At 69.2% G+C, this 14,197-nt stretch carries 8 protein-coding genes and 1 tRNA gene; 7 read left to right on the forward strand and 2 right to left on the reverse strand.

The window, feature by feature from the left end; all coding sequences use genetic code 11:
* The first annotated feature begins 105 nt into the window (after window positions 1-105).
* From ACIOC0_RS18040 to ACIOC0_RS18070, 7 genes are all read left to right on the forward strand, one after another.
* A complete protein-coding gene (locus ACIOC0_RS18040) occupies window positions 106-393 on the forward strand; it encodes a helix-turn-helix domain-containing protein (RefSeq protein ID WP_402155923.1) in 288 nt (95 codons plus the stop codon).
* Entirely contained in the window at window positions 390-2,000 is a 1,611-nt protein-coding gene (locus tag ACIOC0_RS18045) for a helix-turn-helix domain-containing protein (protein WP_402155924.1), read from the forward strand. The genes ACIOC0_RS18040 and ACIOC0_RS18045 overlap by 4 nt, the downstream gene beginning before the upstream one ends.
* Window positions 2,000-2,572 carry a transcriptional regulator gene (locus ACIOC0_RS18050; protein ID WP_402155925.1) on the forward strand — a complete coding sequence of 191 codons (573 nt, stop codon included), beginning with the start codon at window positions 2,000-2,002 and terminating at the stop codon, window positions 2,570-2,572. The genes ACIOC0_RS18045 and ACIOC0_RS18050 overlap by 1 nt, the downstream gene beginning before the upstream one ends.
* A 58-nt stretch (window positions 2,573-2,630) precedes the next feature.
* A tRNA-Met gene (locus ACIOC0_RS18055) sits at window positions 2,631-2,704 on the forward strand.
* A gap of 794 nt (window positions 2,705-3,498) precedes the next feature.
* A complete protein-coding gene (locus ACIOC0_RS18060) occupies window positions 3,499-4,176 on the forward strand; it encodes a restriction endonuclease (RefSeq protein WP_402155926.1) in 678 nt (225 codons plus the stop codon).
* A gap of 174 nt (window positions 4,177-4,350) precedes the next feature.
* On the forward strand, window positions 4,351-6,756 hold the full coding sequence (locus tag ACIOC0_RS18065; protein ID WP_402155927.1) for a Helicase associated domain protein: 2,406 nt from the start codon (window positions 4,351-4,353) through the stop codon (window positions 6,754-6,756).
* Between the two features lie 646 nt (window positions 6,757-7,402).
* Window positions 7,403-7,858, forward strand: coding sequence for an ATP-binding protein (locus tag ACIOC0_RS18070; protein ID WP_402155928.1), 456 nt, complete (start codon window positions 7,403-7,405; stop codon window positions 7,856-7,858).
* A 502-nt stretch (window positions 7,859-8,360) separates the two neighbouring features.
* Here ACIOC0_RS18070 and ACIOC0_RS18075 read toward each other — a convergent pair.
* Together ACIOC0_RS18075 and ACIOC0_RS18080 are read right to left on the reverse strand one after the other, a co-directional pair.
* Window positions 8,361-9,890, reverse strand: coding sequence for a hypothetical protein (locus tag ACIOC0_RS18075; RefSeq protein WP_402155929.1), 1,530 nt, complete (start codon window positions 9,888-9,890; stop codon window positions 8,361-8,363).
* A gap of 2 nt (window positions 9,891-9,892) precedes the next feature.
* On the reverse strand, window positions 9,893-13,207 hold the full coding sequence (locus tag ACIOC0_RS18080) for a hypothetical protein (protein WP_402155930.1): 3,315 nt from the start codon (window positions 13,205-13,207) through the stop codon (window positions 9,893-9,895).
* Window positions 13,208-14,197 lie beyond the last annotated feature (990 nt).

A 14,197-nucleotide genomic window follows, 5' to 3' on the forward strand; every position in this document is an offset into this window, starting at 1 on the left:
CGAGAACCTTCAGCTCTCTCAGAACAATGAAAGCTTTTCTGCATTATTGATAGTGAAAAGCTGATTCAGATGCGGAAGTTGCATGGATTCGGGTAAGATGGTGGCATGGGATTGCGCTTGGAGGAGTCGCTGCGGCTGACGGTGGCTGCGTTGATGCAGGTAACGGGTGAATCGCAGCGGTCGGTTGCGGAGGTGCTGGGACTGACGCAGACACAGGTGTCGCGCCGGCAGTCGGGCGCCATCTCCTGGAGCCTGCGCGACGTCGACGTCCTGGCCGAGCACTATGGCATCGGCGCGCTGGATCTCCTGGCGGGTCCGACCAGAGCGTGCGAGGCGCTGCCCGCCGACAGGCGTCGTACTGTGCGGACCGAAGCGAGGGGGACGGACCGGTGAGCGACTTCGACGCGATCGACTCGCTGCTTGACGCCGTCGGCCCCCAGGCCGAACTCCCGCCCTGCCACGTGCGCCGCGAGCTGCGGGAGCGGGCTCGGCTGTCCAAGGCACAGGTGGCACGCGCGCTCGGCGTGAGCCCCTCAACCCTCAGCGGATGGGAAAGCGGCCGGGACCCGGCCGGCGAGATCCGCACCAAATACGCCTACCTGCTGGACGGACTGAACGCCAAGCTCGCCACCGAGACCGAGACCGAGACCGAGACCGAGACCGAGACCGAGACCGAGACCGAGGCGGCGCCGGCTGCGGAGCAGCCCGTCACGTCAGACACGGCCCCGACCGCCACTCCCTTGTCTTCGCCCGACCTCGGCCAGGACGGAGACGGGAACGAGGACGGGGACGACGTGGAACTGCTCGTCGCCCCCGAGCCCTGTGTGCTGTGCGGCCGTCCGGCCGGACAACGCGTGGCGGGGTTCGCTCAGCATCTGACCCCGGCCGACTGCCGGCCCACCGCCACCGGAGCCCCAGCTGCCCCGCCAGCCGGACAGCCCACCGCGCACACCTCGAAAGCGCCGCTGCGCACGACACGTCCGGCGCGTGCGACGGAGCGTTCCAAGGGCCCGGCCCGCCACGCGTTCCAGGAGTCGTCCGGCCCGGTCGACCTGATCCGTGAGGCCGTGCAGGGTGCGCTTGCCGAGCACCGGGGCGACGTCGACGCAACCACGGCGGCGCTGGTGAAGCGGGCCATCCCGGACGCGATGCGACTGCTGGACGAGACCCGCAAGGGCGCCCGCTACGACGTGATCGCGCACCCCTGGATCCCCGACATCCTCAAGAAGCAGACCGCGCGCGGCGCGGACCAGATCTGGGAAGCCCGCCCCAAGTGGACCCGCCACGAACTCCCGCCCGGCCGGCATCAGGTGACCGCGCTCGACATCAACGGCGCCTACCTCTCCGCCCTCAAGACGCACCTCCCCCTCGGCCAGCTCGAGCACTCCACCGGCCTCGCCCACGACCGCCGCCGCGCCGGAGTCCACCTGATCACCCCGCCCGAGTGGGAGCACGAGGCGGTGCTGCCCAACCCGATCGGCCAGCGGGACGAGCCCGGTCCCCTGTGGGTCACCGAGCCGACGCTCCGCCTCCTGCTGCGCCTGTCCGGCCCCAAGCACCAGCTGTGCGAGCCTCCTCAGATCCACGAGTCGTACACCTCCGGGGCCACGGAGAACCTGCTGGAGAAGTTCCGCATCGCCCTGAAGGACGCCCGCGACACGGCGATCGAGCAGGGCGACACGGTGACGCTTCAGTACGTGAAGGCGATGTACTCGAAGTTCGTCTCCACGATGGGGGAGTCGAACTACAACCGGGAGCTCTACCGTCCGGACTGGATGCACCTCATTCGCAGCCAGGCCTTCGCCAACCTCTGGCTCAAGGCACTCAAGGCCCATGACGAGGGCCTGGCCGTCGTCCGGGCGATGGGCACCGACGAACTCCACGTCATCGGTGACTGGCGCCGCGTCTTCGCCGAAGGCCGCGGTGTTACCGAGGTCAAGGTCAAGGACACGTACACCGCCGGAACCGACGCCGCTGAGCACGAAGGCGAGGAGGAGTAGTGCCGGAGAAGAACATCGACTTCGGAAGGTTCGGCGCACGGGGCATCAAGGGCAGCGACGCCGTCGCGCGCAAACTCGACGAACTCGCGGGCGGCATCGCCACTCCCGTGACCGCCAAGCGCGGCTGGATGGCGCGCCTGCACTACCTGACGAAGTCGACCCAGACCCTGAAGGCCGCCCGCGACGCCGGACTCACCGTGACCCACCGGACGCTGAAGGCCTGGCTGGAGGGCAAACGCCGCCCCTCCAAGACCAGCCTGGAACGCATCGACCAGGCGTACCGGACGCTGCGCCGCCGCTATGTCGCCCGCCATCTCCTCAGGCGCCTCAACCGCGACGGACGCGGGACGCGAGTGGAGATCCACCCGCTCAACCAGTCCCAGGTGCCACAGCCGCTGCAGCGCGTGGTGGAGTACCGGACGATGAACGTGCGCCGCTGGGACCGCATCGTCGGCTCCTGGGCGGCCGGCGACCACCAGAGTCTCGACGCCGCGTGGCAGGACACGATCGTCGACCTCGGCTCGCAGTGGGGCCAGTACGAGTACGTCACCAACGTCGGCTTCGCCGCGTAGAGCCCTGAAGGTGGTCTTCGGCGCCTGCTGGGATGGCGTACGGTGGGGGACACACCGACGCGGGGTGGAGCAGCTCGGTAGCTCGCTGGGCTCATAACCCAGAGGTCGCAGGTTCAAATCCTGTCCCCGCTACTGCGGAAGAAGCCCGGATCTACACGATCCGGGCTCTTTCGCGTTCCCTGGACGATCGTGACCGCGCCATCTGTTTTCTCCCGCCTGGCGCCGCCGCCGTGTCGGCACAGGTCACCATGGATATGCGGGCGTGTAGGGCAGCCCCTGACGTCCCCTCAGCGGCCGCTCTCTGTACACAGTCGAGACAGGCAGCCCCACAGCGCCCCCGTGTCGAAAGCCGCCCATCCTTGAAGGCACCCGACCTGCCTCCCAGAAGGAGCGCATCGAACACGTACTGCTTCATGCCATTTCTGCATGTGATCGAAGTGACGGAAACAGAGCACTGCGGTGCATGAGCACCTGCATCGGCCACCACAGCCGTACCAGAACGCGCCAGTCCAGTCCGCATGACGGGAGTTTCCGCAGACCCGTGAACCACTGTTCCGCATGTTCGAACCCCGCCGGACCCGTGACCGCATCACGGCGCGTTTTCGAGGCGCCGCCAAGGCCTCCATTGATCGAACCGGCGGATTTGTCAGTGCCCGCTGCTACACAAATTCCCAGAGAGCAGACCGCAGTTGGCGGCCTGACGACACGCAGGAGGAAGCAGTGGCGAAGCCGCCCGAGGGCTACTACAAGGTGCGAAGTCATTACCGGCGCAAACCCCGCCCGAGCGCGAAGAAACTGAGCGGCTGGTCGATCGCAGGGCTGATCGCGGTGGTGTGGCTATGGAGCCAGCTCATCGGCTTCGGAGAGGCCTCCCCGACACCACCGCAAACCCCTACACCATCAGTGTCAGCGAGCGTGGGCCACTGATGCCCCGCCGCTCGCCCCGGCTACGCCCACCCCGCGGCGGCAGGGAACAGGCCGCCGCCGCGGCCGTCGCCTGCGCCGCACTCTGGCTGCTGGCCAAGATCGCCACAGCCACATGGCAGGCAGCCGTCCGCATCTGGCCATGGCTCGCCGTCCTCGCGGCTCTCGCCCTCGGCTACGCAGCCTGGCGGTTCATCCGTGAACTGCAGGCCCGGAAGGTGCGGGCCCAGACGCTGGCCCGGCTCCGGATCACGCTCGCGCAACTCGACGCCATGAACGACCGGGCCTTCGAATTCGCCCTGCGTGACCTGCTCCTCCGCGACGGCTGGAACGCACGGCAGGTCGGCCGACAAGGAGACCAGGCCGCAGACGTCATCGGCGAAGACCGCCAACGCGGCAGGATCGTCCTGCAGGCCAAGCACACCACTGTCGCCGGCAAGGTCGGCTCATCCGTGATGTACCAGGTCAAAGGAACCGCAGGCCCCGCGCACGGAGCCGATATCGCAGTCGTGGTCACCAACGGCTCCTTCACCCGGGACGCCAAAGCATGGGGCGAACGCCACCAGGTGCACTGGATCGACCGGGACCGCCTGCGCCGGTGGGCCGAACACGGCACGCCCCTGCAAGACCTTCTGCGCCTGCCCACGGCACGCAAGACAGCCTTCCGCCGGGCTGCCTGAAACCAAGCGGAGCCCGAGCCCCGAGCATTCGCCCCCTGTCCGCATCCGACAACACTGATCATGGGGCGCGCATGGCTCGCAGCGCGCCCCCGCCAGAGCAGAGACCCCGCGCCGCACCCCTGCTGCACGCGAGAATGAAACGAGCCAGCCCTCACGTATACCGAGGAACGCGCGATGACCGCCAGCCCCACCGCCACAGAACACCCCGGGCGTCTGGTCCTGCGCACAGACCAGCAGGAGGGCCTCGCCAACACGGTTCGCCATCTGCGCCGCCCGCGCACCCGCGGGCACGCCGTCTCGGCCTGCGGCACCGGTAAGACCCTCTTCGCACTGCGCGTAGCCGAGGAACTCGGCGTGCGGCACCTGGCGGTGGCGGTGCCCAGCCTGGACCTGGTCGCACAGTGGGCGGCGGCCGCCCGCGCAGACGGCCGCCGCGAGCCGATGGTCACCGTCTCCTCGCTACGCGCCGCCTCCCACCCGTTGCTCGCCGAGGCCGAGGTCGACTCGGCCAACGCGGGGGAGTACCTGGCCTACTGGCTCGGCCGCCACCCCAAAGCGACGGTCTTCTTCACCTACGACTCGCTGTCCAAGATCGAAGAGGCCCAGCACTCCGCGATCTTCCCCGCCCCCCTCTTCGGCCTGCTGGTCGTGGACGAAGCCCACGCCACGGCCGGCACCTGGGAGAAGAACTGGACCGCGCTCCACGACAACGAGCGCATCCCTGCCGAGCGCCGCCTCTACCTCACCGCCACCCCCTATGTGTGGGACGCCCCCCGCCTGACCGAGCCGCCCACCACCAGAGCGCAACCCAAGCGCACCACCGCCACCGCACCCGCCTGGGACGACCCGGCCCTGCTGGCCACCATGGACCAGCCACAGATCTTCGGCCCCCGCCTGCACACCTACTCCCACGCCGACGCCATCGACGACGGCGTCCTGGCCGACTACCAGCTCGTCGTCCCCACCGTCACCGACACTGAACTGCACCACGCGCTCACCGACCCTGAAGCCGGGCCCACCGCGCGCCGCACCACCGCCCTGCACCTGGCCATCCTCAAAGCCATGCGCGAGCAGGACCTGCGGCACGTGTTCGTCTACTTCCAGCAGATCGCCGACGCCGCCGACTTCGCCCGCCAGTTCGCCCACACCCTGCGCACCCTCCCCGACGAACTACGCCCCGACTGGGCGGACGACGTCGTCGTGCAGTCCATCGACGGCACCCACAGCCCCCGCCGGCGCGTCGACATCATCGCCCGCTTCACCGAAGCCGACCGGGCCGTGCTGGCCAACGCCAAGGTCCTCGGTGAAGGGGTCGACCTGCCGGCCGTCGACGCCGTCGTCTTCGCCGACCGCACCGCCAGCGTCCGCCGCATCGTCCAGGCCCTCGGCCGCGCCCTGCGCAAACCACCCACCGCCACGACGAAGACAGCCAGCCTCGTGGTCCCCGCCTACATCCCGCCCGATGCCGACCCCACCGACCTCCTCGGCACCCCCTACGAAGCCCTCTGGCTGGTCACCGCCGCCCTGCGCCACCACGACCAGACCATCGCCGCCCGCGCCCCCCGGGCCAAGAACCAGCACCCCGCCCGCGACTCCCACACCTACATCACCCGCCGCTTCCGCTTCGACCACACCCTCGACCCTTCGGCGATCGCCCGCGCCCTCGACCTGCTGGTGTGGCCCTCCAGCGGCGCCGTCCTGTCCGCCCCCCGCCGCGCCGGTCTGGCCGCCGCCATCCGCTATCACGCCGAACACGGCCACCTGCGGGTGCCCGCCGACTACGAGGACGCCTACGGCTACCGGCTGGGCTCCTTCATCACCGGCCAGCGCACCGCCTGCCGCGCGGGCGCCCTCGACGCGGCGTGGATCGCCGAGCTGGAGGCGCTCGGCATGGTCTGGGACGAGCACGAGGCCCTCTGGCAGGGTCACATGGCCACCGTCGAGGCCTTCCACGCCGAGCACGGCCATCTCGCCATCCCCGCCCACCAGCCCGGCGGCCAGTTCCTCGCCGACCAGCGCACCGCCGCCCGCAAAGGCCGTCTCGCCCCCGCCCGCGCCGCCGAACTCACCGCCCTTGACCCGGACTGGAAACTCCCGCACGGCCCCGACTGGCACCGCAAGTACCACGTCATCCGCCGCCACATTGAAGCCGGCACCCACCCCGCCACCCTGACCCGCGACACGGTCATCGGAACGGTGAAGGCCGGCAGCTGGCTGCACCGCCAATTCACGACCTGGACCCAACTCGCCCCCGGGCAGCGCGACCTGCTCACCCGGATCGGCCTCACCCCCGACCAGGCTCCCCCCAGCTCCGGCGCCCCGAGGCGGCGCACCTTCGCCCAGACCGTGCGGATCCTCGGCCTGTTCGTCGAGCGCTGGGGACGCACCCCCGGCGCCCGCGAGTGGATGGAGGTCGACGGTGAACGCGTCATGATCGGCCCCTGGCTCGCCAAGGCCCACACCAGACTGAACGCCGGGCAACTCCCGCCCAGGCAGAGGCAGATGCTGGCCGCTACTCTCGCCGAGTACGGCATCGAGGCAATCCCCGCTCCTGGCACCACCGACCCCGAGAACGGGTGAGGATCGGCCGCCGAGCTCAACTCGGTCGCCGATCCTCGTACTCCGTGCCGCCCCGCGTGATCTGCCGGGGAGAAGTGCCATGGCGTGGGTCTTGTTGCAGAGCGTGGCGGAAACCAAGGGAACGCTGCGCATGCGGGGCCCATGATGGGCGTTCTGGCCATCTACCAGCGGTCGATGTCGTCGAAAAGACTGCGCTGTTCTGGAATCGGCTGGGTACTCTGCGGGCTCTCCCGTCGGTAGGGGGCAGGGCTGGGCCCCGCCGCGGGGAGCTTCGTCCGGCTCCTCGCGGACCTGCTGGTAGATGTCACGCGCGCGGCCGAACTCACCGGCTGTGCGATTGTCCAGTCGTCCCGCAAAGGCTTGGCTGTACCAGAACAGTGCGTCATCGACGGGGGCGTTGTCCGTGCCGCCATGGAACTCGTAGGCCGGGGCAGATGATCTTCGCCGCGCCCGGGCGCGCCGGGCGGTCGTGTCCGTGCCCCCTCGGGGGCCGCCGGTTCCGGCGGCTGGATCCCTGGGCGGTCGAGGGCGGGTCGGCGCTCCCGGCTTTCGCGTTTGGGTAGCGATTGCTCATGGTCTCTGTGTCGTCTGGAGGTCTTCTGGAAGGGACAGAAAACCCATTCCGGCTCCTCAGGCAGTGATCTCGATGAACACGACCACGATCTCGCGCCGGCAGCAGTGTCCCGAGCTGCAAGCGGCCTGCACCAGTGAGCACGTGTTCGGTCTGCTTCTGGAGCACGGGCCTCTCGCTCCCGCTTCGGCCCGTCATGAGGCCCGCCCTGTTCTGGCCGCGTGGGGACTGGACGACGACCAGATCTACGAGACCCTCCTGGTGATCTCCGAACTCGTCACCAACGCTGTCTGCCATGCGATGCCGCCCGTCGTGCTGCACCTGCGCGCCTGTGTCAAGGGCATGGGAGCCGTGGAAGTCCATGTCAGCGACGGTGGCCCCCAGGCCGCCCCGGACAACTGGGCAGCTGCCCGGCCCGCCGACGAACACGGCCGTGGCGGCATGATCGTCGCTGCCCTCACAAGCCAGGCCGGATCCGGACGCGAAAGCGAAGATCTCATCGACCACTGGGCGAGCTTCGAGGCGGCCTGACGACGCGCGCCCGCCGGCGATCTCGAGGGCGCGCCCGCAGGTGGCTCAGCCTCGGCAGCGGGCCGGCGTCCCCTCGGTCCCCAGCGCATCTGCGCCGCTGTTCCTCCCCGGGGAGGGCAGGGATTAGCGCATGACCTCAGCTCGTCTGCCCGGTGGCCTGGAGCCCGGATTGCGCCGCTGCCCCGGAGGCATCTCATGAGTGATGGCCGGCGTCGCACCGGCCGGCGAACCGTCAGGCTGTCTTCCTGCGCTTCGTCATAGACGCAGGGCGGGGTGGGTGCGGCATTCGGCATCCAGCGTGCGCTGATCCTGGGGGACGCCCGTCCTCCTCCTGGTGGTGGCCGATGCGCTGGTCAGCGTTGTCTCCCACGTAGCCGCCACCGAAGTCTGTCAGCGCGTTGCTTTCCGTGGCCTACTGGTGGGTGGTTCGCATGTCTGCCGAATCCGGGCGCGGCCCGTGATCATTCATGGTCACGGGCCGCGGGCCGTCCGGCCGACCGCGTTAGAGGGCCAGGACATCCAGGTACACGACGCGGCCCGTGCCTCCCAGGTGGCGTTCGGTCTCGGTGATGCACACCCTTCGCGGCGCGTTGCCATAAGGGCCGCCGGAGGTCACCACGGTGCCTGTCCATGTCGTCTGCGCGCTGCTCCCGGTCGCGGTCAGCGCGACAGCCGAGCCGGTGATCTCCTCCCACCGCAGGTGTGGGTCGGGAACGGCCGGGTTCGCCTGCTCGACCACAGCCCGCATCGAGGGACGGGTCGTGGCCAGCCACGAGTTCCCCGTGTACGCCGGCCCCGTTACCGAGATCGTCGCCGTGCCGGAGCCGCGCACAAGGGTGGCCTTACGCTCCGGACTCAGCTGGGCCATCGGGGCCTGGACAACCTTGGACACCGAGTAGCCGTCGAGCGAGTTCGGCTGGTACCGCACCAGTGCCAGTCGCACGAACGGAAGCCACGCTGCGGGCGGCGCCCCGTTCGGCGCGACCAGCTCGACGTCGGCGTACCAGAGGTCGCGGGCCGCGTCGAAGGAGACGTCATGGCCGGCGATGGTGACCGTTGTGCCTGGAACCTCTGCCAAGGTCACTCCGGTGGCCGACTTCGTGGTGCGAGGGAATGACGCCAGACGCGGGTAGGGAGGCAGGAGGTAGTCCGTCACCGTGGGGTCCACACCCTGCATGGTGAGGTACGGGCGCAGGGCCTGGGGCGGTTCGGTGCTGCTGCTCACCAGTACCACGCCGAGCTTTTCCCCGGCGCCCGAAGACCACCAGGGACGCTCCAGATAGATTCGGATGGCGTTACCGCGGCGCCTGCTCTGGTCGGTTGCCGGGGCGTCCCAACGGAACAGGGGTACGACCTGTCGCACCACCGGTGGTGCGGGCTGCGCGGTGCTCAGGATGGTGCGTTCTTCCTCGTCCGAGGACGCGTAGATGCCGGGTGCCACATAGCTGACCACGAGTTCGGCGTCATCTGAGAGCGTGCCGCCGGCGGTGCGTGTCAGCACCCGGGTCGCTGGGTCGAGAATGTAGTCGCCCTCGGCCGTGGCGGGATCGGTGCAGCCGCTCTTGCCATGGCTGCCGACGGTCACCTCCTCGAATCCGATCGGACCGAAGGCCCCGTCCTGAGTGAGGTCGTCGTAGGACGGCGGGGCGTCGACGCCCGTGGCACCGAAGCGTCCCCAGCGGTCGGAGAGGAACGACAGGACATGGCTGACGGGGTAGGAGCGGACCAGCCGGTTCTCGCGTCCGGTGAAGGAATGGCCGCGCACCAGGGTCGCCTGGTCGAACAGGGCACGCCAGCGGGCACTGTCCGGGGCCGAAACCAGCCGGGCAGGCTTGGCGCCGGTTTCGGGGAGGTGCAGCTTGAACCGGGCGTCCGCGAGCGTGGCAGGCCAATTCAGCCAGTCCGGGAAATCGCTGAGCCGACCGTTTCCGGTGTCGATGACGAGCCGGGGCGCGACATGCACGGTGAAGCGAAGCTTGGCGGATACGCCGCCTCGGGGCAGGACGGTCCACATGATGTTCTGTCGGGGCATGGTCAGGCTCCCACGGGGGCGAAGGCGGTGCAGTAGGAATCCCAGTGCTGCTGTGTGTAGGCGTCGGAGAAGCCCTGTGCCGAGGCTCCGGCGGTGGCCCCGGCGACGGCGGCGAGTCGCGCGCGGCTCGCCTCCTTGGCCGCACTGGTTCGGGCCGTCGCGGAGTGACCGCCGGCCAGTTCGCGGCGCACGCTGAAGCTCACCGAGGTGTCGAAGAAGCACAGGTCGATCGATATGGTCACCCTTGCCTCACCGACCAGTCGGTCGGGGGCCGAGTAGTAGGTGAGCGCGAGGTAGCAGTCCAAGGAGGCGGAGACCAGACCCAGTACACGCACACGGCCGCTGAAGCGGACGTAGGCAGAGAGTTCCACTTGCTGTGCGGTCAACTCGCCGGCCTCGACGGTGCGCACGCCGAAGTAGATGCCGATCTTCGCTTCAACGTGGCCGGAGACCGCTCCGGCCACGTTGAAGGACGTGCCAGCCCCCGCTTCCAGAGCCGTCTCCAGGCTTTCGACCCCGTCGGCTCCGGCTTCCAGGGCGAAGAAGCCGCCACCGCCGAGGAAGGAGATGGTCAGGGAGAACGGTGCCTCACGGGAGTTGACGGCGAACCGCAGCCGCACAGGCGATCCGTCGAAGGGCAGATACAGGCCTGCGAACAGGTTGAGCGCGCCGAGGGAGAAGACACCGAAAGCAAGCGACGGCAGGGCCAGGGACAGTTCGGCCTGGACCTGCTGCCCGACCACGCGCACATCCAGCGGCGACTGGGAGCCGGTGGGGGCCGCGGCAGCACGACTCGTCAGGCTGCCGGTGCGAGCGGTTGCAGGCGTACCGGGAACCGACAGTCTGCAGAGCTTGGCGATCTCCTCCAGGTACTTCAGCGGTCCGTGGAAGGAGACCTGCCCCAGCTCGCAGTCGATGTCGGTGGGGCGCCCCTTGGCCGCGGTGAACCGCAGGGACTTGATTCCCACGGTGACGAAGTGACGTGCGCCGCTGTCGCCCCATATGTTGATGGCGACATCGCTCAGCCGCCCCCGGACCGTGTAGTCCGCGTTCAGCGGCGGCAGCAGCCGTACGACGGAGACGGCCTCGATGTCCAACCGACCACGAGGGCCTGGAACGAACATGTTGAGACTTCCCGGGCCGGCCTTGAGTTCAGGGCTCCAGGAAAGCCGGGCCTCGACCCGCTCCAGCTTGCGGACGGCGCCTTCCAGACGGTCGAACTCCCGGGTCACCACCTTGATGGCCTGCTGTGGGTTCGGTACATCGCCCGCCAGGTTCTCCACCACGTCCGACAGCCGCACGCCACCCAGCAGGTTGACGTCCAGGTCGGACAGCATCCGGGACACGTCGAACCGCTCACGCGCCACCTGGACAAGGTCGCCGGCCACCGGTCCGAACCTCCTGGACAGACCGTCCATGATCAGTCCCGGGGTGGCGATGCCGCCGCTGCGCTCGGCAGCGAACTCCAGAGCAGTGCGTGCGCTGCCCTGCGCCTTGGCGAGGTACACACCTGCCGCGTTGTGTGCGTCGTCGAAACCATGGGTGATGTAGCCGTCGAAATACTGCAGCGCGGTCGCCGGTGCGTCAGGCGCGAACGCAACGACACTGGCCGGGAGTTCGGCGACTACCCGGCTCACCGACGGGAAAGCCGGCACGCCCTTCGTCGCCGGATCCGCCATCGCCATACCGAACGACAGTGTCCGGACCAGCAGACTGGTGTCGCCGGGCTTCGACGGTGCGGCGAGAGCGATGGACTTCCCTCCGACCCGTCCAAGCCGTGCAGCATCATCGGCGGAAGTCTCGGTGTTGTACTTCGTCGCCACGGAGCTGCGCAGCAAGCTGTTACGGGAGCCCCGTTCACTGATGAAGATCACTGGAGCCGCGAACGAAACACGCCGCCCCTGCCAGTCCACACCTGTGAAATGCAGCGGCAGCGGGGCGGAACCGGATTCTGCGAGGAAGGCGTAGGCGGTATCGGCTCCTGCGACCGGGTCGGAGGACATCCAGACGTAGGGCCGTGCCTGGTCGAGTGCAGGAGTGGTACGGGTAACGGCCTGGATCCGGCGGAACGGCAACGATCTGCCGCCGTTGGGCATGTTCTGATCGCCTTCGTAGCGACGCTCACGCTCGAGGACGACCAAGAACGTGCGGGTACGCAGGATGCCGCCGACGGTCCCGGCTCCGTCCGGCTCCATCTGACGCTCCGTGACCTGAACATACGCCGCGCGGTGACCAAAGGGCAGCAGATAGCCGTGCTGGGCGACACGCACCTTGTGGTCGCGTCCCAAGCCCATGCTGTGCGACCACTCAGACAGTCCTGAGGAGAAGGAACTGCCCGTCGTGTCCCAGGAGCCATGTGCTTCCAGTCCCGCGCCCAGGGCGGACAGCGACAGCAGATCAGCCTCGATGGGGGCGGGCAGTGACGCGGTCCGCACCGAGAAGTCGGACGACAAGCGCACCAGGTCGTAACGGTGGCGAGGGGTCAGCGAGGTCGGATAAGGACTGGAGGTGGGGACGGAGGAGGGGTTGCCGAGCCACGTCGGAAAGCGGGAGTCACGGAGCCAAACCGCTCTGAGAGGCCGGGCTGAATCGTCCTCCCGGACGGTCCGCTCGCCGTCCTCGCCGCCCTCCACTCGGGTGCCCAGCCGGGTGTTCCACAACTCGGTCCAGCCGCTGGGCGAAGACGGAACAGCGGCAGTCTCCACATGACACCACCCGCTGCTGCTGTCGGGAGAGACGACGACACCGAACGGTACTTCCAGTGACGTCTCGTGACTGGTGGGCGCGCGCAGCTCGCCCTGGAACGAGTCCGGTACGTCGCGTCCGAGCGCGTTCGGCACCAGCCTGGCGGGGAAACCGGCCCAGTGCAGCAAGCCCGACGTGGTGTAGGGCAGGGGAAGGTGATCGCTCACGTCGAAGGCCAGACGGCTCGCCGCGCCCCACTCCAGCGATACAGGTGCCTGGCCGACGGCGCCCGGATCGGGGAAGGAACGTTCCTGCGTCGACTGTGGGCCGAAGTCCACCACCAGGAAGGCGGGCTGGGTCGCGTCCTGCTTGACCAGCGCCGGCGCCCCGGTCTTGCCGCCGACCTGAAGGTTCACGAGCAGAATCTGCAGGTTCATCATGTCGTCGCGGCGACGCAGCAGCACCGTGCGGACCGGCACCGCAGTGGCTGGCGCAGCAGAACCGGTTCCCGCGAGGGAGTTGACGCCGTGCACTGTGCCCACAGCGGCAGCGACGGCTATACCCGCCGCCCCGGAGTAGCGCAGGAACAGCCGGCGGGAGACGTTCTTCTTCGGCGGGGGCGTAGGTGCCACGGCCACCTTCCTCGGTCGGTGATGAGATGACGCTGCGCGGGGCCTGGCACAAAGCCCGCACGATGGCAGGGGCACCGCGCCGGAACGGAGCCGGGCACTCCCGACACGCGACCGGCCCGGGACCGCTGCCGGCACATGAGGAGCCGGCAGAGCACTGACGACGCAAGCGGCCGGAGCGCAGGCGACCATCACTCACCGGGTCAGCACCTCCCGCATCCACCGTCCTCGCAGTGCCGTGCATGCCGGCGGCCCAGCGAATTTGACGTCCACCCCGTCCGCAGGCGGCGGCGGGTTGGAAGCAAGGCAACCGGTGTGCGGCTGGATCTGCCTGAGTAACCGTTACTCAGCGTCCTCGCAGACCGGGTGGTGTCCGCTTCGGTGTCGGCTTCGGGAGGGATGGGCCGTCCCGGTTGTCGGCGGGTGTGCTGGACGGGGAGTGGGTCGGGCGGGTGGCCTACCGGGTCTGCGTGAGGTGGCGGCAGCCGCTCGTGTGCCCTGCACGGCGTTGTGGCGGCGGCTGGTTCGACGCGTGCTGAAGTGGCCGGGCGTCCGCACGGCGGCACAAGTCGGCCGAAGCCGCGGACCGGTGGTCTCGGCTTTCGTGCGGGGCGTGGCGGCGCCTCTGGGCGTGCGCCTGCGACCAGCGGTGTGTGCCGCACCGATCGGGACGGGGCAGCCGGCATGAGTGAAGCGCAGGTGGGGGGCGAGGCCGGTTTCGGTCTTCTTCAGGGGCAGGGGGGTCACGGCCGGGAGGCGCAGGAGGAAGCGGGTGGGTGCGGGGTCGAGGGGTTGGGCGGGGATCAGGTGGGCGCGCGTGCGGTGAGTCCCGGACCCCGGGGCCGTGCTCAGCGCCGGGGTGACTGGGGCCGCGAAGTTCTCGTGCATTCGTGTGGCGGGGTGTTGTTTGGTGACCGTGGAGTGCGGTGCGTCGTCGGCCGGGCCGTCGCCCTCCCCGTGTTGGAGGATGTGCGGCGCTCTCGTGCGGCAGGG

This window comes from Streptomyces sp. NPDC088254 (assembly GCF_044740925.1).
In the GTDB taxonomy this organism is placed as follows: Bacteria; Actinomycetota; Actinomycetes; order Streptomycetales; family Streptomycetaceae; genus Streptomyces.